The organism is Bacillus sp. Brlt_9 (assembly GCF_051948935.1).
GTDB lineage: Bacteria > Bacillota > Bacilli > Bacillales > Bacillaceae_G > Bacillus_A.
This window is the reverse complement of the sequence record NZ_JAYJLO010000004.1, coordinates 244,385-268,747: the sequence shown is the minus strand read 5'-3', so window position 1 is coordinate 268,747 and position 24,363 is coordinate 244,385. Positions and strand designations below refer to the sequence as shown.

The window sequence follows — 24,363 nt, the reverse complement described above, 5'->3', positions numbered from 1 at the left end:
TCATTCTCACTAGTGTAAAAGTGTCATATGACAGTTCTAAATGATGCTAAAAAGGGGAGAGTAACCTACTTCTGTTTAAAAAAGAGGCTTATATTAATCTCCATAAAACAATCCCTTCTGGCAGATGCAAGAAGGGATTGTTTTGTACTTTTATTGAATATGAGATGGACTTGTTTTTCGAATGTGAAAAATGATATCAAATTGCTCAAGCAATGAAGTATCAAAGTATAACGAACTGTTCGGGAGAATTTGTCCCCCTAAACTTAGTAATGGTCTTTTTGCTTTAACCCATTTCTCTGCTTGTCCTTTAAGGTGACGGTTATCCAATAAAAACATGTTATATGGTACTTTTCCGAGGGTATAGTTAAAACTATTTACATTTTGTGGAATCGTATCCGTTGTAATCTTACCCCCGGTGGAAGGATTATATTCGCTGTATAAGGTGAAATTCCCCTCCGTAGTTGTACTACCAATTGTGACGTAATTATTGTCTAAACGTTCCTTCAAAAATTGTCCCGCAACATCAGGGTATAATTCCTCATCGATAATGCCTTTAGCTATATGAATATTGTGTGCCCAAACCATCGTTTTACCACCAAATGTCTCTTGTGCCCACATTGCATGATCGGCCAAGTATTGCTCATGTAGCTTTATCATACTTGGATAGTCGTTAGGCAGTAGCATTGTGGTAAATTTCTCTATTGCACTTGCCGTTGCTTTCACCCAGATGTACTCAGGTGAAACTATTTCTGTGTTGGCTTGCATATTCTCATCTTTTAGTAATCGGGCTACTCTCTCAGCGTTTGCTTTGAACTGCTCTTTCAATTCAGGAGTAAGTTCCATATATTCCTGTACACTTCCAGTAAAAGACGATAATTCTTTATAATTTTCTTCTACTTCTGCCAGCAAATCTGGTCGATGCACCCTTACATAATCAATTACTTTATTAAAGCTACCTTGGTCCAACGTTTTTAAGTCGAGCCCAATAAATTGGATCTTTTTTGTATTGGATGAATCAGCATTATAATCTTTCATCCACTCAATCATGGCTATAATTTCATCAGTAGGATATAACAAGTTTAAAAAATCCCTAGGGTTTCCTTTTCCTGTTTGGATATATTCATTTAGCTTTAAGCCGTTTCCCCAATCTTCTTCCATTGTGAAATTTGTAAAACCCATCTCAGTAACCAAATATTTCACAAGTCGAAACTTCATAGTGAAAATTTCAGAGCTTCCATGAGTATTCTCTCCTAATCCTACATATTGTGCACTCCCAATCATTTTCTTAAGTGGTTTTAAATCCTCAAATGATTTTGACGGCTCTATCGTTTTTAATGGATAAGCCTGTGATTGTATTGATTTAACTATATTTTTTTGGATTGATTGACCTGAATTTTCGACTGCTACCGTTTGAGCGTTTCCTACTTCCCCACATCCTGTGACTAATAAAGCTGTACTAACCGTTGCAATTATTCTTTTCTTATTCATTTTTTTCCACCTCAATTGAATTATTTTTAAAAGCAAGATTGATTCATGTACTTGCACGTATCAATTGCCTTAATTCAATTGTTATCTATCCCATATCATATTTTCTAGTTACATATTGTCATAAGATTAATTGACACAGGTCATAGACTAATCATTACACTTTTGTACTATCGGCTATGACAACTTATAAATAATAATTACATTGATGAGTCGCAAGTAAGACTAGATTATAAATTTGGGAGGGATTTTAAATATGAATGAATCTGTATGTCAAAATATTTTTATTCTAAATTGTGTCTGTTGAAATGAGAAGAAGTAAATTCGATAAACAAGTGAATGAAAGGGGAAGGGCGGATGACAATGATATTACACGCAAAATCGTTTCACAATAAAGATAAAATCCAACGTGCTAAAAAAGGACTTCAACTCTTTCTGAGTATCTTGATCATTACTTCTATTATCTTAAATGTAGTAGTAATAATTACGAAAAGTATTCCGCTTATTGTGGTATATATGTTTACCCCAGCATTTTCTTCTATTTTGACTCGCATAATACTGAAAGAAGGGTTTAAAGATGTATCTTTTAGTCTCGGTAACTTTAAGGTATGGAAGGGGATTGGTTTTGCTCTGCTAATACCTATGGTTATTTGTGGAATTACTTACTGTATCGCCTGGTTGAGCGGCATTGCGGGGTTTCAGCATCCCGAAGGTGGTATGTTAGAACCGATCTACAATATACTTGGACTTCAGTATATACCGGCGCCATTCAGTTTCATTTATCTAGTAATATTGAGCGGCATTTTAGGAAGTTTGCTTAACTTAATCCCAGTTTTAGGAGAAGAAATAGGTTGGCGAGGTTATATGCTCACAAGGTTAGTTGATGCAGAGTTTTCACGGCCTATCCTTATTAGTGGATTGATTTGGGCAACGTGGCATGTTCCAATTGTTATTGCTGGTCTATATGTAGAGGGATCATCTATCCTACTTTCCGTACTTGGCATCTATTTTTGTATTGTGCCCTTCAGTTATATTACAGCTTATTTACGACTTATCACAGGTAGCGTTTGGCCTTCGGTTATCATCCATACCACTTGGAATGCCATTATACAAGGACCTTTCGCACGTGCAAGTACAGGATATCAAACTGAGATTTGGATTGGAGAATCTGGCTTGATAACCGCTAGTATTATCTTAATTACTGCAATAATTACGTCTCGAATAGTAAATCTTACTAAATAGCATACGGATGTGTTTTAAATTCAATTAGTGAAATATGACGAGGCACAATTATGGATGCTCAAAGACATGAAAGTAATACAAATGAGATTCTTATTTCTGCTGAGAACTATTGAGCAGATGAAGTACGTGATTGCTCGTGAATTAGGAGTCACATTAGGACTGGATACATCAGCACGTGCAAATGGTTCTGTCGGTGGAGAAATAACAAAACGCCTTAGTTCGAATGGCCGAAGAACAGTTAACAGGACAATATAGGTTACAGTAAGTTAAGGTGATAAATAAAAGAATCTATATATATTTAAATGGATTCTTTTCAGACTGTGGAGAAAATCTTCTCCACAGTCTGTTTTTGTGTAAAAAGAGGAGTAAGGACTTCGGGAAGAAATACAACGGATGCTGAATTAAAGCATGGATTCAATCCTTCTGATTTCATCAGTACTCCAGTTGAAGATTTTTACGATAAGTATAGCATTTTTTTATTTTGAGGATATAATTTTAACTTCGCTTGACGAGCATGTGGCGTTATCCTATTATGTTTTTCTTACGACCATCAATCGAATACCAAAAATTATATTATTAATGAAAGAAATATATTTTTCGGAAATTTGTTGTTCTTATTAATTAAATATTTAAATATACAATTGTATTGAATAGATAAATTATTGACAAAGAGAGGGGCCTATAAAATCAATTTCATTGCAAAATTAATAAACCGCTTATTTTATAATACTATCAGTATAAAAACGTGATGTCTTTTATGACAACCGGGGTTATTTTTAAAGTTGTGGGTTATTTACGAAGTCAGTTCATTTTTCTAATGAGGAATTGGAGCTGTTTTTATGATGGGATATACTTTTACTTTTAAGAACGGATATTTTCAAATGATAACCATTAATGAAATAATGATATGTTATAATTTTCATAATATATATGCAAAGAAGGGATGGAATGAGCACACAAATAAAGGTAACACCGGAACAATTAGAACAAGCTGTTAAAACCGTAAGAAATACGAGATCATCATATAGAATATATACATAAAGATTTATACTTTCAAATTGAATATATAGCTTCTCAGTGGAGCGGAGCAAGCAGTGATCGTTTCTATCAGATGTTTAATGAAGCAAAGCCAAAGATGTTTAACATTTTGTAAGAATTAGATAAAATCGCAGTAGAATTAGAACGTGCAGCCGTTAAATTCCGAGATGCGGATGAATTGTATGCTGGTAATTTAGTTGACTTTGATATTCAAGAAGGAGCCACGTGTGGAAAGCTCCCTTCAAACTCAGAAGAGTCATTTTTTAATAAAAAGGATTTAAATGCTGCGTCGACTGTTATTTCTGCTGGATTTATAGATGGTGTTGTAGATGCATGGAAGGATTCGTGACTTTAGGAGATAAAGAAACTTGGTTAAATATGCCAGATATGATTGTAAACTATAGTGAGACTATTCCTCCTGCATGGAACACTCTATCAGATACATTTATGAATAATTTTTGGAATGGAGATCTGGAAAGCAGAGAACATTATGCAGCTTACCAAGCCTTGGTGAACTGTAAAATTACGTTTTTCTAGTCGAACCCAGAACCTCTAAATAATGCTGATTGTACATAATCCCTAAGATGTTCCCAAAGGGATCGACCACGGAAGCAGTAATAAACCCCTCGCCGCGCTCTGTGGGTGCCTCGTATTCTTTCGCTCCCATAGATAGCAGATATTTGAAAGTTGCTGTTACATTATCGACGTGCCAGTACACTACAGCACCGGCCGGTCCGGTCGCTGAACCATTGGGCGCATAGCGGCTATCAATCAGCCCCAGCTCGTGCTGGTAATCGCCAAGACGAAACTCGATATATCCTGGACGTTCGAAGTAAGGTTCGATGCCCAACAGCTCGGCGTACCACTTCTTTGCCGCTGCTAGATCATCTGTCCAAAAACTGACTGTAGTTAATCCTCGTAATATCTGTGTGTCACTCATAATCGATTTCCTCCTTAATGTTGAGTAGTACGTCCCGATGCTATACTAGATAACAGCTTCTGAATTAACTTCGATTTACTTATGAATATTCCTTTCTATTATTCAAGAAAATGTACCTTTAACCGAATAAAATCACTGGAATTTTTAAATACCTTTATTGTAAATGTAACAATTTTATTTTTAATTAAACAATTGTATTATTACTTAACAGCAGAGGGAATCTACCTATTACTATAATATTGATATCCATTATATACATGAGTATAATAATACTAATAATGTCAGAGCATGCTCTGAACAGTTAGCATTATAGGGGTATAACAGATGACATTCATTTTTAAAATCATAAAATCGGATTCACTTATATGAAAGATAAAAGTCCTCCTAATTTTAGGCGGGCTTTTATCCTCGAACAAGTATATTTTCAATCGAGAATGGAAGTTGAAAATATGAAAAATATAAAAAGGTTAAATTTCTGACTTTCAATAAAGCTGCTTAACAGTAGACTAAATAAATGAAAAACAATATATTTATAGGTTAGTAACCAGGTCTTGTTAAGTCATATGTACTATTTTTAGTTTAGCGTTGCCCAGAATGTACACCAATTAATCTCGCGAATTATAAGAAAACTATTATTGAAATGAGGCGTGCATTGTGAAGTTCGACGTGAATGAGTTAGCAGAGTATCTTTCCAATAATCCTTTCCGAGTAGAAGGAGTATATCGTTATGCTAAAAATACAGGTGTGCCTTGTGCTGAGTCTACAGATGCTTTCCCAGGATTTGTATTTCCACTTACAGGGAAGACGCAATTTCAATTTAATGGTACGCCGTATACCCTTTCCCCAGGAAAAGTTATACATGGGGGGGCAAAAATGACATTAGCCCATAAAATGCTTGGTGAAATAAACTGGGAATATATTCTTGTTTTATATCGGATAAGCAATTCAGAACGAGAAGACTCTGGCTTTACTCATCAGCATTTTGAATTATTAACAGGACAATCTCCTCGTCTTGTCGAATTACTTATGCGTCTTTGGGATGTGTATAATCAGCGTGGAGGCATTTCAATGTTTCAGACCGAAATGCTGTTTCGCGAAGCGTTGAATGAAGCTTTATTAAGTGTTGTCAATAGAGAAAACAACTATGAGTCGCATATTTTATTCGAACGAATATCTAGTTACGTTCATAAATACTATTATAAAGATATTACAATAAACGCGCTTGCAGAACAAAATAATGTTAATCGAAATCGTCTTTCTTACGTGTTTAGAAAGCATGCAGGTATGGGACCAGCAGAATATTTATTGAACTATCGTATAAAGATGGCTCAAAAAATGTTATGTACAAGTGGTGTGCCTGTACAACAAATTGCGCAGGCTGTTGGAATCGCAGACCCTTTTTATTTTAGTAGAGTTTTCAAGAAGCGAGTTGGTATTTCGCCTACTAAATATCGCGAGAAGTTCATCAATAATCCATACTAACGTCAACAGGGGTCCATTCTTATTTGAAAATCACTGTTCTATACTTATGGAGAGCTAAAGGAAATATTAGATTGAAAGAACTTTCATCGAAATTAATCCTTTGTACGATCTGAATGAAAAGTTCTGGCCTGAGCATTTTCTTTTTAAGCGTAATGACGACTTTTTACTTAGATTACTGTAATATAGTGGAAGTTAAAAATGAGGAGGGATTATTATCCATTACGAACCTATTAAACTAAATGACGAGTTATCTAAAATTAACGATTATTGGTATCCACGAGTGATTGGTGAACTGAATGATGATCAAATTCAGCTTTTTAAAGCTAATGGAGATTTTATATGGCATGAGCATCCTAATACGGATAAGCTATTTATCGTGCTTGAAGGGGAGATGTTCATCGATTTTCGTGATGGACAAGTGAAAATTTCTAAGGGCGAGATGTTTATTGTCCCGAGAGGCGTTGAGCATAAACCTTTCACTGAAAAGGAATCCCACATCATGTTGGTAGAGCCTAAAAGGGAAATGGATTGATAATTGTATCAAATGTTTCGTTGGCAGATAAGAAAGTGTAGATACAATTGAGAAGTTAGGATTTAAATGCTCTATTAGGGGGAGCGTCACATACCCATCAAGCTAAAATTTTATAGTACCCCCAGAACGGAATTTTGTACTAACTTGTAACAAATTGCTCATTTTTTCGTTTTGAGGTATTTGCATTTCTTAGCTTGATGGTGATGGGGGGTACCCCTACTAGAAAGATTGTCTCCGCGTGAACGTGAAGAACTTGAAAAAATAAAAAAAAGAAGCAATGAAAGAACCACCGGATTTCTTTGAATATATTCAGTCTACCGAAAAAGATAATAAATGATACATAATGCCTCGAATAGAATATTTATCAAATTGATAACATATGTATCCCTTTCTATTTTTACAGAAATTTTAATATTATAAGTGTATGCATATAGAAGAGGAGGCATAGTTTCTATGAAAAATGTTAAGTTTTATGGGTTGATTCTAGCATTCATCTTGCTACTGGCAGCTTGTAGTAGTAATTCCTTTGAAGATTATACATCAAAAGCTGATAAGAACATTAAGAATAAAAAATATAGCGAAGCTATAAAGAATTATCAAGAGGCTTTGAAGTTGAAGGATGATAAGAAGATTAAAAGTAAGTTAGAACAAACCGAAAATTTAAAGAAAGCGCAAGATGCTTTTGATAAGCATGAAATCGGGAAAGCTATGAATAATGTTCAAAAGGCAAAATGTGATGAAAATAAAGAATTAACAAAGCAGGCAAATGCATTGCAAGGTGAGATTCAACAAGAATTTTTAGCTACATTTAATAAGTTGAACATGAATGATATTACTGGCGATGTAAAAGAAGCCCGTAAATCTTTAGATGATCTTATGGCTTGGATACAACAATCTGACCTATTAAAATCTCAAAAGGATTTTGTTGATACGTTACCTGAAAAAGAAGCAAGTATCTCTAAACTAGAGGAAAGTAAAAAATAAAGAAAAGAGGTTGCCTAAAAGTAACTATTCAGCGACTTTTGAGACAACCTCTTCTTTTTATTATAGATTTTTAAGAAAGTTTAGAATAAAATAAAAATACGGTCACCTACCTATTATTCACTAATGAAAAGAAAAGGAGGTAGCGAAATGCAACTGAAGTATGGGAAGCACATTAATATATTATCTATTGTTCTAACTTTGTTCTCTTTTTCCGTAATTGTAAGTTTCTCTACCTGGTTGAGTGGATATTCAATTCCCAATCTTTCTACAATGCTTAAGGTAACAATGTTGAGTGCATTTATTCTTGGAATTATAGGGTTTAGACAAGAGAAAAGCGCACTAGCGATTATCATTATGGGAATATGTGCCTTTGCTCTAGTCGTTCTATATATTTATGCGGTTATAAGTTTTCTTGAGCATTAAACACCATGAAAAAGAAACGAACATTTTTGTTCGTTTCTTTTTCATGGTGTTGGATGATTATTATAAAATAGCCTCTTCTAATGATTGAGTGCTGAATCCAAGAATTGATTTTTGAGTGTTATTTTCATGATCTTTTACAATGATATATGGAACGCCCTGTACCTTAAAGGATTCAAACTCTTCTTTTCCTTCTGGGGTATTAGGGGTACCGCCCCATCGCTATCAAGCTAAGATAAATTTGTATCCATATAATCAAAAAAACGCTATTCTTTTTGTAGAAATATACAGAAAGGATGGCGTTTTTGATGAATCCTATCATTTCCAATGAACTGAATCTTTTCGCACAAGAGCTACAATACTTTTTATCTCCAATAGTCCTACAAGATATCGCCAAACAAGTTGGTTTTGTACAGCGATCTAGTAAGTATCAAGCAAACGAACTCATTGCCCTTTGCGTATGGCTCAGTCAAGAAATCGCTAGCACATCGCTTACACAATTGTGCAGTCAGTTAGAAGCCTCAACTGGGGTACTGATGAGCTCAGAAGGATTGAATCAACGCTTTAATCCAGCAGCTGTCGCATTTCTTCGAGAAGTCTTTACTTCTCTTCTCACACAAAAACTCTGTTCAAATCACTCGCTTTCTGCACACATGATCTCTACTTTCAATCGTATCCGTATTTTAGATGCGACAGTGTTTCAACTGCCTGATCATTTCGCCACTAACTATCAAGGTTCAGGCGGGAGTAGTAATACGGCAGGCGTAAAAATCCAATTGGAATATGATTTACTTAGTGGTCAATTTCTTAACGTGCAGCTTGGACCAGGAAAGAATAATGATAAAACATACGGTACCATCTGCCTTGAAACCGTAGAGGCGGGTGATTTGTGTTTACGTGATCTTGGTTACTTCGATTTAGGAGACTTACAAACTATTCATGATAAAGAGGCTTACTATATCTCGCGGTTGAAGCTGAATACACGCATTTATATCAAGAACCCTGAGCCAGAATACTTCAACAACGGCACGTTAAAAAAGCAAACAGAATACATCCAGCTTGATATGGCACAAATGATGTCGGGTCTAATCCCTGGCGAAACGATAGAAATCCCCGAGGCATACATTGGCCAAAATCAGAAGCTTCCAGCACGTGTCATTTTCCATCGTTTAACCGATGATCAAACGCAAACACGCCTGAAAAACCAAGCGATACGTGAAAAGAAAAAAGGCATCGTCATGAAGGAGAAAAGTAAACGTTTAATGGGTATGAATGTATATATCACGAACACGTCTCTAGAAGGAGTACCAACGAACTACGTGCACTCATTGTATTCACTTCGTTGGCAGATTGAAATTTTGTTTAAAACGTGGAAGTCATTTTTTGAAATTGATGAATGTAAAAATATAAAAAGAGAACGCCTAGAGTGCCATTTATATGGACAACTCATCGGCATTCTCCTCTGTTCTTCTACGATGTTTCAAATGCGCCAGTTTCTGCTTGAAAAGACAAAGCAGGAGCTGAGTGAATACAAAGCGATTTATATGATTAAAGATTACTTTCCGTTACTGTTTCAAGCGATAGCCGTTGGCACAGAAGAAATTTTAAAAATTCTGCATCGTCTTTATCTGCTGCTCAAAAAGAACGGTCGTAAATGTCATAGGTATAAGAAGATGACCGTCTTTGATATTCTAGGGATTGTGTATAAAACGACGGTGAAGCATAGACAATCTGCCTAGCGAAAAAATCACGTTTTAATAGGCTTCTTTAGCATGCCTACTTTTCTATCAATTGCTAGTTTTGAAACAAGGATCGTTTCATATCTAGTAATTTACTTGATTAGCTTGATGAGCATGTGGTTCTACCCCTAATACATGTAAACTAATGGTTCACATATTCAATCCCTTACTAAATCAACCACTACATTCAACTAATACAATATTGTCAGAAACTAAAAAAAGAATCCTATGAACATAAGATCCTTGTTTACTTTTATCGAAAGTAAGCTTTTGAATATTAGTTTATATTTTTATTATAAAAAAGCTATTTACAAAATTAAGAAAATAAAGTATTTTTAGTATGTAATAACAAATAAAGGAAATAGGAGTGTGGTTTTAATGTTAAGTAAAAAAGCATTATCTTTAGCATTAGCTGGATCACTAGTTTTTCCAGTAGGAAGTGCATTTGCATCTGAAGAACCTACAAATTTAAACGAGCAAATATCGCAATATTCACCAGAATTAAAAAAAGAATTACAACAGGCGGAAATTGATACTAAAACAGCAGCTCAAAAAGTAAATAAAATTAATCAAGAGGAACTCAATAAAGAATTAGAAGAACTAAAAAGTAATAATCCAGAGAAATATCAAGCTATTATAAAAGAAAAACAAAAACAAAAATTTGCAGCAAGTTCAGGAAAAATGGGAACTAAAGGAGATATTTTAATCTCTTATGACAATAAAACAGCTGGATGGAATCATGGACATGCAGCAATTGTTTTAGAAGATAACAATTACTATATGGAAGCATGGCCTGATCGTGGAGTTAGAGTTCATGATAATGATTTTGGTACACGCTTCAATAGTAAGAAAAAACAATATATTAAAGGGGCAAGCAATAATCAATACAGAGCAGCTCAGAATTATGCATATTCTAAAAAAGGTAGCAAATACAGTGTCTTAACTAGAAAAGACAATCCATACCAATTCTATTGTTCTTCTCTAGTTTGGCAAGCATGGAAATCTCAAGGGTATGATTTAGATTCTAATGGTGGTGGAATAGTAACTCCAGCTGATATAGATAATTCATCATACACAATTACTTATTAAATTTCCCTAAGAGTAGAATCTAATTTCTACTCTTAAAGTTTTATTTATTAAATAAAAGAATAAGAGGCGGAAAATGAAAAAAAATAGATTAAAGAAGATAACAACTATAATTTTTCTTTCGTTTAATATGTGTTTAATAAATGCATGTGAAAAATCAGATGTAAAAAAGGTTAATAAAGAATTCGTACAAGATAAAGAACTTGCTTTTGTTTATTCACATGCTTTTAAACCTGAAACATTCATATTAAAAACAAACGATTTAAAAACATTTAAAAAATATACATATAAAATAAATGATATTACAGAATTAGATATTGATACAAAAAAAAATTTACATATGTTCTCTAAGCATGAACCATATTTCTATTCACTTAACAAAGATGATATGAAATTAGAAAAAAAACAATTAAAAGATCCCTACACTTTTTATATAAAAGATGATGAAATATCTATAGAATCTTACAATCAAGATCTTAATAATAATATTTTAAAAGTAAAAGATAATAAATATAATAAAGAATATAGCATGAACTTTACTCCATATTTAGCATTTGCATTTTTAGATAATAATTATATATATATTTGTCATAATGATGCTTATGAAAATAAATCTTTCCTACATATTATAAAAAGAGATAACGGGGAAAAATTCAAATCATTAGAAATTGATAATCACCCTGAAAACTATGCATTCTTTAAAGACAAAATTATACTATCAACAGAAAATAAATTAACAATTATTAATAAAGAAACTTGGGATATTCAATACAAAGACTATTCTTTTAATGATGGAATAGCCGATAAATTATATGTTGACGGAAATGAGAAACTATATATAACATATATGGATGAAAAAATGAACGCACATATTGCTATTTTAAATGATTCTTTTGAATGGGAAAAAAATACAAACTTGAAATTTCCTTATATGAAATCTGAATTCTTAAATGATAAGATATATATTTTATCTCAAATTGAGGATAACAATAAATATGGAGGTATTTTAGGGGTTTTTGATATAAAAACGTTAAAAAAAATTGAAGAAATAAAAATTCCAAAAAGCGAAAGTAGAGTTCAAGATTTTGTTATTATCGGCAAATAAAAATGATCATATTTTATATAATTAAATATGATTTAAAGTAATATAATAAATCAGTCAATTCTAAAACGTATACATACAAACTTCATTTCTTATGTATACTGGGGTATGTGTAGCAACGGAACAAAAACTTACGTTAAGTATAAGCGGACATGGAAGCCCTAATTTGAGTAGTATGATGTCCGCTAATGATACTTATCGGACATTACACTGGTTATTATTTGAACTAATCAGGCTTTTACGGGCAGTCAATCGCCCACCTAACTTCCTCGTATTTGCCGAATTTTGAGGTGGGAGTCATACTGTTCATTGATGTGAGATAAAAAATGACTGTTGTATCATTTCTAATGTCCGCTAATTCTTGTTGCGTGATTTTGTTCCATTGCTACACATACCCCTATACTTGACTAAAGATTCAACATACATTACATATGTATAGTTAAATTGAATTTTTCATAAAACGTTTAAAATTTACGAATAATAGGTAAAACATAAAACCAATTATATATAAACCTAAAAATAAACCAATATATGAAATTGGATGTTCTTTTAACATAATTAATATAATATCAATAAAATATATATCACTACAATATTGTACATTTTGAGGTGTAAAAATAAATAAAGGTTTACAATCAGATTGTGATGCGTAAACAATTTTATTTGTAATAAACAATGGATACAAAAAAAACATAAAAAAAAGTGGAATACTTATAATCCATAAAAGTAATTTACTTTTCATGAAATTCTCCTTTATAAACAAGTTATGTTTCTTTTATCATATTACCACAAAAATACATTTTTTATGTTTTATTTTTGAAAAATCTGATTTCTACGAGCGGAGCTTTCACTTATGTTTACAGAATTTATCTTAACTCTGTAAATAATGAATAAACCCTTAATATACAAAGGTTTTCTATTAAGGATTTAAAATAACGTTAATTTGTTGGTAGTACTCTCATATTTTTTACAATTATCATATTCATAGGGGTAGAACCAAATGCCCATCAAGTTAAAATCTCATACCACCCCCAGAACGAAAATTTTGTGTATTTTTCTCGTATTTATTGTTTTGGGGAAATTCGTACTTTTAGCTTGATGGCGATGGGGTAGCGTCAGGAAAATGCGGATTTACAACGTTAAGGAAATTCCCGTATTAAAAAGCCTAATTTCTCAACATTTATATTGAGAAATTAGGCTTTTTTCGTTGCTCCGTTAAAGCGTCCTATTTTGGAAGGTCAAGATAATAATTACTGCCAATAGATAATTGAACTAATGCTCCCGATTATGGAGCAAATCACTATCAAATCCTTCCTTTTTGTTCATTATATATACTCCAAATGAAATGATGATCATGGCACTCCAATCACTCATCAAAATGTTTTCGTTTGCTAACAGTGCGCCGATTAATAAGGATATTACAGGTGGTATATAGGTTACTGTGGAGGCTATTATTGCCCCTAAATTATTGACGAGAACATAATAAAGAATGTAAGCTAGCCCTGTTCCTAGAACTCCTAGTCCCACTAATACACCAATCAACGCAACTGAGTCTGATTGAATATTCTCTATACCTTGTAAATCTCCAAAGAGACCAAGTATAATGATTGCAATGGCTACCTGGTAACTCGTTAAAGCTGCGGGAGAAATATTGATTTTTGTTAAATATTTTTTTGCATATACAAAAGAGGCACCAACACTGAGAGACCCTATTAACATATATATGACACCTTTAACGTCAAGAGCTGTATCTCCGTTTGCCCATGGTCTCGCAATAAGTAACACACCAATTAATCCTACAATAACTCCGACTACTCTTTTAACAGTTACCTTTTCTTCTTTTAAAACAAAGAAGGTCATGATTGTAGAAAAAATCGGTATGGACCCACTTAAAGCCCCAGCTACTCCAGAATTCAACAATGCTGTACCTTTCGCAAAACAATAATAGTAAATGATAGTTGCGAGGATAGACATAATTAGAAAGTGGTGTATATATTTTATATGACTTAACTTTATTTGACGTTTAATAAGTGCATAAAGAAATACAGGAATAAAACCGGCTAAAACTCTTAGAAACACAATTTGTAAAGGATCAATATGAACGGCGGCCCATTTCATAAAAAGAAAATTAGTGCCCCAAATAACCCCGAGTGTTAGATAAGCTATATAATAAACGTTGAATTTCATTTGTGTCTTTAGCACTTTTTACTCTCCTTTCACACTTCTCTTTTTGCTTCTTTTTTTGTATAAGAGGAAGGCGATAAGAAGTTTAATGTTTTATGTAATTGATCAGCTGCATAAAAAGCTTCCTGGTCTTTGTATATATCTCCAGGTTTATTTCCTTTCCCAATAATATATCCTTCAAAAGGTAGACCAACAAAGTCAAAGATGTAGTTGAATTGCTGAATTAATGGTAATCCTTTTATAAAAGGAGAATCTCCCCCAACTGCAACTACATAGGCCTTTTTCTTAGACATGATTTTTCGAAAGTCTTTATATTGAGGCTCGCTCATCGTTTGGGACCATCGATCAATAAAGTTCTTCATTGTTCCTGTCATACTGTACCAATAAATCGGTGTCGAAAATATGAGAATATCGTGGTGCACCATTCGATATATTAGGGAGTTATAATCATCATCAACATCCTGAAAGCCGTCTTCAGTGTGGCGCATATCATCTATTGGTTTAATATTGTAATCCCTTAAGTAAATGGAATCTACTTCGAGATCCTTAATAGAACGTTTAGTTAACGTCTCTGTATTTCCATTTGGGCGAGTACCTCCGTAAATAACTGCAATACTCATAATTATTCCACTCCTTTTTTTGACTGTTTATAATTTATAGCCTAAACTACATATATAAATCAGTAAAATAGATTATTTCGTTTAGTTCAATCGATATTTTCGATTTAGGAGGGAGACGAATATGGATATTAAACAACTCATCACTTTTAAGACTGCTACCGAAACTCTTAATTTTACCAAAACAGCTAGTATATTAAACTTTGCTCAATCTAGTGTGACAGCCCAAATTAAAGCATTAGAAGAAGAGCTAGAAAAACCTTTATTTGAACGCTTAGGTAAACGCCTAACATTAACCGAGGCAGGAAAAGAATTTAAAATATATGCGGAAAAAATCATTAAAATAAATGAAGAAGCAAAAATGGCCATCAGTGGAAATAAAGAACCTTCTGGCACCCTTATCATCGGAGCACAAGAAAGTCAATGTACTTATAGGTTACCTACCATATTAAAAGAATTTAAAGATCGATACCCTAATGTAAAGTTAATATTTAAACCAGCTCATTCTGACGAGTTGGCTAGAAAGCAACTAATGAATGGTATGCTTGATATTGCCTTCATTATGGATATAACGAAACCTGAAGAAGCTTTAACGATAAAACCTTTGATACAAGAAGATATCAAGATGGTGGCTGCTCCAAACCATCCATTAGCTTCGAAGTCAGAGGTTTATCTTAAAGATATTGAGCATGAAACATTGCTATTAACCGAAAGTGGTTGCTCCTACCGTACTCTTTTAGAAAAGTCTTGTCACTTAGCAAAAGTCTACCCAGTAAATAAGTTTGAATTTGGTAGTATCGAAGCCATAAAACAATGTGTGATTGCAGGATTAGGAATTGCTGCATTACCTACAATGGTTGTTGAAAAAGATATTAAAATGGGGAGAATGGTGGAATTAAAATGGGATAATAATATTCCTCCTATTTTCACACATATCGCTTGGCATAAGGATAAATGGATGACTCCTCCATTGGAAGATTTTATTGAATTAACTCAAAGAACTTTTAACAGACACAAGATTTAAACATAAAAAATCGCTAAGAGTTTGTTAAACCTAGCAATTTTTTCATTTTAAGCAGAATAATCACTTAATGGAAAAAAGAAGCATCAAAAATAATAAAACTCTAAGGCTATCCCATGCCTTAGAGTTTTATTCTATCTTATTCAATTATCGGGGGCTTAGTTTAAATACACTTTTTACAAACTCTATCTAATTTTATCATAAACTTCTTTAATCATTCCTTACGTCATTTTTTTATTTTAGAAATTACCGTTATACGCAACTGTACAGAAATAAAGTTCTCTTTTAATTAATAGATTTGCTACTGAAAATCATGCTAAAAATGTACATAGATATATAACCAATGCAATACCTTTATAAAAAATTACCCAGTTTTATGTTTTTCTACACCTGTAGAAAAACATAAAAGTCTAAACTAAAATCTCATGAACAATCTTTGATAAATAGACATTACCATAAATTTTGTCGATACGTTTTTATCCCAGCCAATATCTAAAAGTGAAAGTTCAGAGTTTCTTTTCTAAATAGTTTAGAGTTTCACGTCTTTGTACATCTGTACAAGATGGGGGAAGGGGTTAACTCTCACCATCCAAGTGTTCGTTAAATCCCGATTTAATGAACACTTGGATAATATACGTATCTCTCTCCCTTCTTTATTATTTAACTAAAAGAATTAATTATAGGTATAATATTCATGAAGTAATTATTACTTTGTACACAGTTAAGAATTTATTTGTATGATGGTGTAATTTTTGAAAGGAGAACAAAGAAATTCTTAACTGAAAAGATATATAATGATGTAAATGTAATACAAACAAAAGCGAATATAGATAAAATTTTTTTGATACATTTATGAGTATAAAAATTTATTTATACGAAAAGATAGATGTGGTTGGGCTATGAGAAAAAGTTCAATAACTTCAATTGTGAAAAGGTAAAAAAGGGGGCGGAAATACGCTCCTTTTTTATTTAACTTACTATTTTTAGGCGGTTAGTATGAATAAGCGATGAATAAAGGATGAATAGCATTTTTATGGATGAAAATTCCACTCTTTTTTGTATGGAATATATGTGAAACGTTGTATAAAATAAGCAAGTATGCCAAAAATAAGAGGAGGAAAGTTGTGAAGAAAAACAAGAGTTTAGTAAGTTTTTTAGGAGTGTTTATTATGTTGTTTTCTTTTTGTTTCCAAGGAAATGTACAGGCAGCTGTTCAACCAGGAAAAATAAAATCAGGAAACGTAACGGTGTGGGAAGTTGGAAATGTATCGAAGGTGTTAGCTGATGTGAAACGTTTAAATTTAAATACAGTAAATGTACCGATTCAAGTCGACATTCCGAATGTCACTTCTACTAATATGGTAATTAACCAGGCACAAAAGAAACAGGCTATTATTTTAATTCAAGAATTATTAAAGCGTAATATTCAAGTTATAGTGGAACCGTTCCCGTATATTCAGCAAGGAAATGTTGGAGAAACGGAGTGGAATCCAAGTAATATTAATGATTTCTTCTGGAATTGGAAAACGGTTGTTTTGCAAGACATCTTTAATTCGATCACAAGTAAATACAATGTGTACGGACTTAAGATTGCCTCTAATTTTGTGAATATGGAATATGCAGAAGGATACTGGAGCGATACGATTGATTTCGTTAGTAAGCAGTATAAAGGAAATGTTTTGTATCAAATGAATTGGTGGTTAACAGCAAGTTGGGATCTTTCGTATGAAGCGAAGTTTAAAGCGAAAATCAATCGTCCGTATTTAAAAAAGGTGGATATTGTAAGTATCGATAGTTGGTTTGAGGTTTCAGGAAAAAGAAATCCATCGTATGAAGAAGTAAGACAAAATTTATTTGCGACTACGGTATATAATCGTGGGCAAAATATTGTGCAGCAACTGGAACAATTACATAAAGCAACAGGAAAGCCCGTTTATTTTGGTGGATTTAACGTTCCGGCGCGTGAACTAGGACTACAAAATCCGTGGAATCCAGATGTTTCAAATGTGTTTTCAAGAGATATACAATTAAACGGGTGGCGTGCTTATCGAAATGTTTTGGAATCGAAGCCATACTTTAAAGGATTCTCAGTTTGGTTTATTGGTTCTAATAATAGTACACATGCGTATCAAATTCATAGTAAAGAAGCAGAGGCAGTTATTAACGGTTGGTACCGAAAATAATTTTTATTAAATAGGTAAGTTTTGAATTTTACCACATATATTTCTAGTGAAAGGCCTTTCACCATCTTATCACCTAGGGGGCAATCATAATGAAATTTTTGTCTTACCTTACAGTAGTTTTGGTGATTCTTGGCGGTTTGAATTGGTTATTTGTAGCGTTAGATTACAATGTAGTTGAGAAATGGTTTGGTTCAATGCCGGCGCTTGTGGACACTATTTATTGGCTCTTTGGTCTTTCTGCTATTTATCAAATTTTTGATCGGTTCTTCACGGACAATTAGCAATTATACTTTATTACTAGAGTGTTAAGTACGATTATGTACTTAACACTTTTTGTATGTTTATAAAAAAATAGTTTGCACATGCAAGCGATTCCATTGCGTCTTACGCCGTAATAATAGAAAACAAATTGACCACGTATTATATTTTAGGTTATAATTCAGAAAGTTTAAAAATTAATAAAAATGAGAAATAGGGAGGTTTTCAGGGTGATGGAGAGAGTGTATAATTTTTCAGCTGGACCATCAATACTCCCTTTGCCAGTTTTAGAGAAAGTGCAAATGGAGCTTGTAAATTATAACGGGACAGGCATGTCTATTATGGAAATGAGTCATCGATCTTCTTATTTTCAAAGTATTATAGATGAAGCGAGTAACCTAATTCGTGAATTAATGAACATTCCTGATGAGTATGAGGTATTGTTTTTACAAGGCGGTGCGTCATTACAATTTTCTATGATACCGTTAAACTTAATGAATACGTATAAAAAAGCAGGGTACGTATTGACTGGCTCATGGTCTAAAAAGGCACTGCAAGAAGCTGAAAAAGTAGGAGAAGTACAAGTGCTTGCTTCTTCTGAACAAGCGAAGTTTACTGCAATTCCTAAACTGGATGGTTTACCAAATGATGAAAAACTAGATTATGTACATATTACAACGAACAATACAATTGAGGGGACGAAATATGTGGACATTCCACATTTAGATAAAGTACCGCTCGTTGCGGATATGTCCTCAAATATTTTATCAGAACAATACGATGTTTCGAAGTTTGGTCTTATATATGCGGGAGCGCAAAAGAATTTAGGGCCAGCGGGCTTAACAATTGCTATTATAAAAAGAGATTTAATTGGGGGAGCAGACCGCTCTTGTCCTACGATGCTAAACTATGAAACTTACAGCAAAAATAACTCCTTATATAATACACCGCCGTCCTTTAGTATTTACGTAACGAAACTTGTACTAGAGTGGTTGAAAGAGCAGGGCGGGGTATCTGCGATTGAAGAACAGAATAGAATGAAATCTTCACTTCTTTACAATTTCTTAGATGAATCAAAATTGTTTACTTCACCAGTTGATCCTACGTATCGATCACTTATGAACATTCCGTTTACAACACCGTCAGAAGAGCTGAACAATGAGTTTTTACAAAAAGCGAAAGAACGCGGCCTTGTTACGTTAAAAGGACATCGCTCAGTCGGTGGTATGCGCGCTAGTATTTATAATGCGATGCCAGTACACGGCGTACAGAAATTAGTAAATTATATGAAGGAATTTGAGCTTGAGAATAGATAGGGAGATGGGGATATGTTTCGTGTTCAAACGTTAAATCAAATTGCGGAAAAAGGTTTGCAAGTACTTAGCGGAGATTGCTATGAAGTAGGGGATAGAATGGACCATCCAGATGGTATTTTACTTCGCAGCTATTCTTTACATCAAGAAGATTTTTCAAAAGATTTAAAGGCGATTGCAAGAGCGGGGGCTGGTGTAAATAATATTCCTGTCGAGCGATGTACAGAAAAAGGGATTGTAGTATTTAATACACCAGGAGCGAATGCCAATGCAGTAAAGGAACTTATTATCGCCAGCCTTATTATGTCTTCACGTAACATTATTAACGGAGTGAGCTGGACGAAAAATTTAGAAGGTGAAGAAGTACCGCAGCTTGTTGAATCTGGAAAGAAACAATTCGTTGGGGCAGAAATTGCAGGGAAGCGTCTAGGGGTTATCGGACTTGGCGCAATTGGTGCTTTAGTGGCAAACGATGCGTTAGCTTTAGGAATGGACGTCGTCGGATATGACCCTTACATTTCAGTTGAAACTGCATGGCGCCTTTCTACACATGTGCAAAGAGCATTTAGTTTAGATGAAATCTTTGCAACGTGTGATTATATTACACTGCATATTCCTCTTACGAATCAAACGAAGGGGATTATTGGTGAACATGCTGTAGAGAAGATGAAAAAAGGCATGCGCTTATTCAATTTCTCTAGAGGAGAACTTGTAGATGAAAAGGTTCTTCAAAAAGCGTTAGAAGAAGAGGTTATTGCGCATTACGTAACAGACTTCCCGAATGAAAATGTGATAAAGATGAAAAATGTAACAGCGACGCCTCACCTTGGTGCATCTACATCTGAATCAGAAGAAAATTGTGCAGTAATGGCAGCGCGCCAATTACGAGAATATTTAGAGACAGGAAATATTCGTAATTCAGTAAACTATCCAAACGTCGAACTTCCGTATATCGGAAAGAAACGTATTACAATCATGCATCAAAACGTTCCGAACATGGTAGGTCAAATTACAGGATGTTTAGCAGAACATCATATTAATATTGCCGATATGATTAATCGTAGTAAACATTCTTGGGCGTACACAATGATTGATATTGATAACGGAATTGATGATATAATAAAAGAGAATATAGTGGAAAATATAAGCAAAATTACAGGTGTTGTAGCCGTTCGAATGATTGTGTAAAGGAGAGAGGAAATTGGCAAAAATCCGACCGTTTCGGGCCATTCGTCCAGTAGAAGAAAAAGCAGCGGAAGTTGCAGCTTTACCGTATGACGTATTAAATAGTGAAGAGGCAAGAGAAGCTGTGAAAGGAAATCCGTATTCTTTCTTACACGTTGATAAAGCAGAAATTGATTTAGATCCAGCACTTTCACCGTACGATGATCGCGTATATGAAAAAGCAGGTGAAAATTTAAATCGTTTTATACGAGAAGAAGTGTTCATTCAAGATGAAGAGCCAGCTTTATACATTTATGAATTGACGATGCAAGGAAGAACCCAATCAGGCCTTGTCGTTTGTACATCTATTGATGAGTATGAAGATGACACAATTAAAAAACATGAAAGAACGCGTCATGAAAAAGAACTAGATCGTATTCGTCATGTAGATGTGTGCGACGCAAATACGGGTCCTATCTTTTTAACGTACCGTACAAAAGATGAAGTGAAACGCTTAATTAGCAGCTGGAAGGAAGAACATGCGCCAATCTATACATTTACAGCAGAAGCCGGCGTTAGGCATGTTGCATGGAAGATTGCAGATGAAGAAGTAATTACGACTTTAGTAAACGCATTTGAAGACATTCCGAACTTGTACATTGCAGATGGACATCACCGCTCCGCATCAGCTGCAAAAGTAGGACTTATGCGAAGAGAACAATATCCGAATTACACAGGAGAAGAAGAATTTAATTTCTTCCTATCAGTGTTATTCCCTCACGATGAATTATCCATTTGGGATTATAACCGAGTTGTGAAAGACTTAAACGGATTATCAGAAGAACAGTTTTTAAAGCAAATCACGCAATATTTTTATGTAGAAGAAGCAAATATTTCTCCGTATAAACCGAATGAGCCGAAAACATTTGGTATGTATATAAACGAGAAATGGTATAAGCTCACTGTGAAAGAGGAAACGTTTGATGCGAACGATCTTGTGAAAGGTTTAGATGTGTCTATTCTGCAAGACCATCTATTAAGCCAAGTACTTGAAATACATGATCCGCGATCTGATTCACGCGTCGATTTTGTAGGCGGAATACGCGGGTTAGAAGAACTAGAGCGTATTGTGAACAGCGGTGCATATAAAGCAGCGTTCTCATTATATCCAACGTCAATGGAAGATTTATTAGCAATCGCAGACGCTGGGGAAGTTATGCCGCCGAAATCAACGTGGTTTGAACCGAAGCTGCGCAGTGGGTTGTTTGTACATTCATTAAAGTAAATATAGACTTCTTTAGATTGAAAAACCGAAATGATATTTAATTTCGGTTTTTCTTTTTTTAAAGTGTTTTTGAGGAGGGGTATAGATGAAATTACAAGTAGGCGAAAAAATCACCTTTGAACGAACGTTTACGAAAGAGGATGTTGCGTTATTTACCGAAGTATCTAAAGATGAGGGCGTTCATCATGTTACACCAGATGAGCAGGGGAGATTTGTTGTACAAGGACTTCTAACATCAACGCTACCTACAAAAATTGGTGGTGATTATAACGTACTAGCTCGCAAAATGGATTTTGAATTTTTACGTCCCGTTTTTAGCGGTGATACGATCCGTTGTGACGTAACCATTGAGCAATTTGAACCAGATGAAAAACATCGCACGAAGATTATTGCGATGTTTATTTGTAGGAATCAACTTGAAAAGGAAGTAATGAAGGGGAGTTTTTCGGGGATTATTCTTTAATTAGTAAGAAAAGAAATGAATAGGTGGGGGCATGATATCTCTAGGGCGTAGATTTTTAATTCCCCCATGAGGAAAATTTTATGCATTGCTGAATACTGATAATATACTCTGTTCATTTTTAACTTGAATAAGCTCGTCAACAAAAAGGACATTCCTAGTATTACAAGAAATGTCCTTTCCACTAAATTATAAGGTATTTTGCTGAAATTCAAACTCTAAAATTAGTTTACTAGTTTGACCTGTAAACTGATAATTATAGGATCCTCTCAGGTTTTTTAAGTTACCAGTAGCTTTAATAATTGTTCCTGGGGAATCTAAATTTCCTTTATCAAATATTCCTTGCTCTATAGCTGTAAATGTCCCTTGTTGCCCCTTATAAATCCCTTCAAAGTGTAAAAATCCAGAAATTTTAGCAGTAGCTAAGTGACCATCATTTATATTTGAGTCTAAATAATATAATAAGTATTCAACAAAAGCCTTTCCTTTTAATTTCCCATCAATATCATATTCGACATGAGCAATATTAATAGGGAAATCTTTTTTATTATCATCGATTGGTTTTTCATCCCACTTACTTACTGTAAATGTTACTTCCATACACGTAACCTCCCTCCAATTATATACTTTTAAAAAGTACCAATTCACAGACATATCTCATAGGAGTGTTTTTATTCATTCCACGCCACTCTCTAAAATAGAAAAAGATACATTTTCACAATCAATTTCTGCCAACGCGCCGTAAGGTAAAATAAACTTCGGTTCAGTATGGCCGAAATTTAAATTATAAAGAATCGGCAAATCTTCTAGATGATGTTCCTTCATAACTTGCAGTATTTCATGTTTATATTCTTCATAATATTGTTCATCTTTCGGTTTACCGAAGATGATACCTTTTGCTTTTTGAAGAATGCCTTGCGCTGCATAATTTCGCAACCAATATTTTATATAGCTTGGTTCAGGATGATCTTCAGATGTTTCAAAGAAAAGGATACTATTTTCCCAATAGTTTTTCTCAGGCCAAAGTTCCGTTCCTTTTGCAAATTCAAGTACTTCTATACAACCACCAATTAAACGACCATGTACAGTGGTAGAGCCTTGAAGTAGCTCATATCCTTTGTTTTGTTGCATCGTACGTCTTGTATCCTTATTTATCTCTATCCATTCTAAACGCTCACTCGTCCATTCATGAGCTGGTTGAATTTCGCCAATCGTTTCATTTGAAAAAAGAGTTCGATTTACCATTTCAATTGTATATGGATCCATTTCTACATTTTCGGCAAAGTCGGTCAAAATTGCTGGACCGTATAAAGAGGAAAGACCTGCTTTATGACAAAATAAATGTGAAATAGTAACGTCAGAGTATCCCATGAAAATTTTCGGGTTTTCACGTATCACATTAAAATCTATATAGGGAAGTAAGCGAATACTATCTTCACCGCCGATATTCGCAATAATTGCTTTCACGCGCGTATCTTTAAATGCTGTCATTAAATCTTCCGCACGAGCCTCTGGATTGTCATAAATGAATTCGCTACCTTTTAAACTATTTGGCATTGGTATAACCGTAAGACCGAAAACTTCTTCTAATCTCTTTACTCCTTGTTCATATCGCCATCTTATTTCAGAATCACCTGCGCCTCCCCATGAAGGACTTACTGTCGCTACAATATCTCCTCGTTGTAACCTTTTTGGTTTTCTTAACATATGAATTCCGCCCCTACAAAATGTAATGAACTACGATTATACAAACCGTAGCGCTGAAAAATATGATGCATGACATTAGTTTCTTCATCATCAATCCGTTTACCTGCTGGTATTCAAGAAT

21 protein-coding genes and 2 pseudogenes are annotated in these 24,363 nt (G+C 34.0%); 17 read left to right on the top strand and 6 right to left on the bottom strand.

Translation table 11 applies throughout. The annotated features are described in order from the left end of the window. Positions 1-150 precede the first annotated feature (150 nt). Positions 151-1,488: an erythromycin esterase family protein gene (locus tag VF726_RS17870; protein WP_440170720.1), complete on the bottom strand. Its 1,338-nt coding sequence runs from the start codon at positions 1,486-1,488 to the stop codon at positions 151-153. 360 nt (positions 1,489-1,848) lie between these two features. Between VF726_RS17870 and VF726_RS17865 the strand changes: the two genes are divergently transcribed. From VF726_RS17865 to VF726_RS17855, 3 genes and pseudogenes are all read left to right on the top strand, one after another. Further along, positions 1,849-2,727, top strand: coding sequence for a CPBP family intramembrane glutamic endopeptidase (locus VF726_RS17865; RefSeq protein ID WP_440171413.1), 879 nt, complete (start codon positions 1,849-1,851; stop codon positions 2,725-2,727). 50 nt (positions 2,728-2,777) lie between these two features. Then, positions 2,778-2,992: pseudogene (locus tag VF726_RS17860) on the top strand (small, acid-soluble spore protein, alpha/beta type). Positions 2,993-3,675: 683 nt separating this feature from the next. Then, a pseudogene (locus tag VF726_RS17855) lies at positions 3,676-4,266 on the top strand (WXG100 family type VII secretion target); the annotation flags it as partial. Positions 4,267-4,288: 22 nt separating this feature from the next. Here the strand turns inward: VF726_RS17855 and VF726_RS17850 are convergent. Beyond that, positions 4,289-4,705 carry a VOC family protein gene (locus tag VF726_RS17850; RefSeq protein ID WP_440170718.1) on the bottom strand — a complete coding sequence of 139 codons (417 nt, stop codon included), beginning with the start codon at positions 4,703-4,705 and terminating at the stop codon, positions 4,289-4,291. A gap of 654 nt (positions 4,706-5,359) precedes the next feature. Here VF726_RS17850 and VF726_RS17845 point away from each other — a divergent pair. From VF726_RS17845 to VF726_RS17815, 7 genes are all read left to right on the top strand, one after another. Next, the gene (locus VF726_RS17845) at positions 5,360-6,187 is read left to right on the top strand and encodes a helix-turn-helix transcriptional regulator (protein WP_440170715.1); all 828 of its coding nucleotides are present in this window, start codon (positions 5,360-5,362) and stop codon (positions 6,185-6,187) included. A gap of 280 nt (positions 6,188-6,467) precedes the next feature. Further along, positions 6,468-6,719 (top strand): cupin domain-containing protein, encoded by a 252-nt coding sequence (locus tag VF726_RS17840; protein ID WP_440170713.1) that lies wholly within the window; start codon positions 6,468-6,470, stop codon positions 6,717-6,719. A 453-nt stretch (positions 6,720-7,172) separates the two neighbouring features. Beyond that, positions 7,173-7,703: a hypothetical protein gene (locus tag VF726_RS17835; RefSeq protein ID WP_440170711.1), complete on the top strand. Its 531-nt coding sequence runs from the start codon at positions 7,173-7,175 to the stop codon at positions 7,701-7,703. A 147-nt stretch (positions 7,704-7,850) separates the two neighbouring features. Continuing rightward, a complete protein-coding gene (locus VF726_RS17830; protein WP_016087254.1) occupies positions 7,851-8,126 on the top strand; it encodes a hypothetical protein in 276 nt (91 codons plus the stop codon). 305 nt (positions 8,127-8,431) lie between these two features. Next, positions 8,432-9,862 (top strand): IS4 family transposase, encoded by a 1,431-nt coding sequence (locus VF726_RS17825; RefSeq protein WP_097980806.1) that lies wholly within the window; start codon positions 8,432-8,434, stop codon positions 9,860-9,862. A 378-nt stretch (positions 9,863-10,240) separates the two neighbouring features. Continuing rightward, positions 10,241-10,951 (top strand): YiiX/YebB-like N1pC/P60 family cysteine hydrolase, encoded by a 711-nt coding sequence (locus tag VF726_RS17820; protein ID WP_440170706.1) that lies wholly within the window; start codon positions 10,241-10,243, stop codon positions 10,949-10,951. A 73-nt stretch (positions 10,952-11,024) separates the two neighbouring features. Further along, complete coding sequence (locus VF726_RS17815; RefSeq protein ID WP_440170704.1) at positions 11,025-12,053, top strand: hypothetical protein; 1,029 nt, start codon at positions 11,025-11,027, stop codon at positions 12,051-12,053. A gap of 1,269 nt (positions 12,054-13,322) precedes the next feature. On the opposite strand, the gene VF726_RS17810 is transcribed toward VF726_RS17815, so the two are convergent. Then, complete coding sequence (locus VF726_RS17810) at positions 13,323-14,252, bottom strand: DMT family transporter (RefSeq protein WP_440170702.1); 930 nt, start codon at positions 14,250-14,252, stop codon at positions 13,323-13,325. Between the two features lie 14 nt (positions 14,253-14,266). Beyond that, the gene (locus VF726_RS17805) at positions 14,267-14,854 is read right to left on the bottom strand and encodes a flavodoxin family protein (RefSeq protein WP_440170699.1); all 588 of its coding nucleotides are present in this window, start codon (positions 14,852-14,854) and stop codon (positions 14,267-14,269) included. A 121-nt stretch (positions 14,855-14,975) separates the two neighbouring features. Between VF726_RS17805 and VF726_RS17800 the strand changes: the two genes are divergently transcribed. The 7 genes from VF726_RS17800 (at position 14,976) to VF726_RS17770 (ending at position 22,538) form a co-directional block, all read left to right on the top strand. Continuing rightward, complete coding sequence (locus tag VF726_RS17800; protein WP_440170696.1) at positions 14,976-15,875, top strand: LysR family transcriptional regulator; 900 nt, start codon at positions 14,976-14,978, stop codon at positions 15,873-15,875. A gap of 1,121 nt (positions 15,876-16,996) precedes the next feature. Continuing rightward, a complete protein-coding gene (locus tag VF726_RS17795) occupies positions 16,997-18,055 on the top strand; it encodes a glycoside hydrolase family 113 (RefSeq protein WP_440170694.1) in 1,059 nt (352 codons plus the stop codon). Positions 18,056-18,144: 89 nt separating this feature from the next. After that, positions 18,145-18,336 carry a DUF378 domain-containing protein gene (locus tag VF726_RS17790; RefSeq protein WP_098226768.1) on the top strand — a complete coding sequence of 64 codons (192 nt, stop codon included), beginning with the start codon at positions 18,145-18,147 and terminating at the stop codon, positions 18,334-18,336. A gap of 210 nt (positions 18,337-18,546) precedes the next feature. Further along, positions 18,547-19,629 (top strand): 3-phosphoserine/phosphohydroxythreonine transaminase, encoded by a 1,083-nt coding sequence (gene serC / locus VF726_RS17785; protein WP_440170691.1) that lies wholly within the window; start codon positions 18,547-18,549, stop codon positions 19,627-19,629. Positions 19,630-19,641: 12 nt separating this feature from the next. Beyond that, a complete protein-coding gene (locus VF726_RS17780; RefSeq protein ID WP_440170689.1) occupies positions 19,642-20,814 on the top strand; it encodes a 3-phosphoglycerate dehydrogenase family protein in 1,173 nt (390 codons plus the stop codon). 13 nt (positions 20,815-20,827) lie between these two features. Continuing rightward, complete coding sequence (locus VF726_RS17775) at positions 20,828-22,075, top strand: DUF1015 domain-containing protein (RefSeq protein WP_440170687.1); 1,248 nt, start codon at positions 20,828-20,830, stop codon at positions 22,073-22,075. A gap of 85 nt (positions 22,076-22,160) precedes the next feature. After that, a complete protein-coding gene (locus VF726_RS17770) occupies positions 22,161-22,538 on the top strand; it encodes an enoyl-CoA hydratase (protein WP_440170685.1) in 378 nt (125 codons plus the stop codon). Between the two features lie 186 nt (positions 22,539-22,724). Here the strand turns inward: VF726_RS17770 and VF726_RS17765 are convergent, their stop codons facing one another. Both VF726_RS17765 and VF726_RS17760 read right to left on the bottom strand, forming a co-directional pair. Beyond that, positions 22,725-23,135: a DUF3224 domain-containing protein gene (locus VF726_RS17765; protein WP_440170682.1), complete on the bottom strand. Its 411-nt coding sequence runs from the start codon at positions 23,133-23,135 to the stop codon at positions 22,725-22,727. 75 nt (positions 23,136-23,210) lie between these two features. Next, positions 23,211-24,242 carry a S66 family peptidase gene (locus tag VF726_RS17760; RefSeq protein WP_440170679.1) on the bottom strand — a complete coding sequence of 344 codons (1,032 nt, stop codon included), beginning with the start codon at positions 24,240-24,242 and terminating at the stop codon, positions 23,211-23,213. Positions 24,243-24,363: the final 121 nt, after the last annotated feature.

Excerpts from the sequence above, each read along its gene's own strand:
- VF726_RS17870 (WP_440170720.1), bottom strand. The coding sequence starts at position 1,488 with ATGAATAAGAAAAGAATAATTGCAACGGTTAGTACAGCTTTATTAGTC.
- VF726_RS17865 (WP_440171413.1), top strand. The coding sequence starts at position 1,849 with ATGATATTACACGCAAAATCGTTTCACAATAAAGATAAAATCCAACGT.
- VF726_RS17850 (WP_440170718.1), bottom strand. The coding sequence starts at position 4,705 with ATGAGTGACACACAGATATTACGAGGATTAACTACAGTCAGTTTTTGG.
- VF726_RS17835 (WP_440170711.1), top strand. The coding sequence starts at position 7,173 with ATGAAAAATGTTAAGTTTTATGGGTTGATTCTAGCATTCATCTTGCTA.
- VF726_RS17830 (WP_016087254.1), top strand. The coding sequence starts at position 7,851 with ATGCAACTGAAGTATGGGAAGCACATTAATATATTATCTATTGTTCTA.
- VF726_RS17825 (WP_097980806.1), top strand. The coding sequence starts at position 8,432 with ATGAATCCTATCATTTCCAATGAACTGAATCTTTTCGCACAAGAGCTA.
- VF726_RS17820 (WP_440170706.1), top strand. The coding sequence starts at position 10,241 with ATGTTAAGTAAAAAAGCATTATCTTTAGCATTAGCTGGATCACTAGTT.
- VF726_RS17815 (WP_440170704.1), top strand. The coding sequence starts at position 11,025 with ATGAAAAAAAATAGATTAAAGAAGATAACAACTATAATTTTTCTTTCG.
- VF726_RS17805 (WP_440170699.1), bottom strand. The coding sequence starts at position 14,854 with ATGAGTATTGCAGTTATTTACGGAGGTACTCGCCCAAATGGAAATACA.
- VF726_RS17800 (WP_440170696.1), top strand. The coding sequence starts at position 14,976 with ATGGATATTAAACAACTCATCACTTTTAAGACTGCTACCGAAACTCTT.
- VF726_RS17790 (WP_098226768.1), top strand. The coding sequence starts at position 18,145 with ATGAAATTTTTGTCTTACCTTACAGTAGTTTTGGTGATTCTTGGCGGT.
- serC (WP_440170691.1), top strand. The coding sequence starts at position 18,547 with ATGGAGAGAGTGTATAATTTTTCAGCTGGACCATCAATACTCCCTTTG.
- VF726_RS17780 (WP_440170689.1), top strand. The coding sequence starts at position 19,642 with ATGTTTCGTGTTCAAACGTTAAATCAAATTGCGGAAAAAGGTTTGCAA.
- VF726_RS17770 (WP_440170685.1), top strand. The coding sequence starts at position 22,161 with ATGAAATTACAAGTAGGCGAAAAAATCACCTTTGAACGAACGTTTACG.
- VF726_RS17765 (WP_440170682.1), bottom strand. The coding sequence starts at position 23,135 with ATGGAAGTAACATTTACAGTAAGTAAGTGGGATGAAAAACCAATCGAT.
- VF726_RS17760 (WP_440170679.1), bottom strand. The coding sequence starts at position 24,242 with ATGTTAAGAAAACCAAAAAGGTTACAACGAGGAGATATTGTAGCGACA.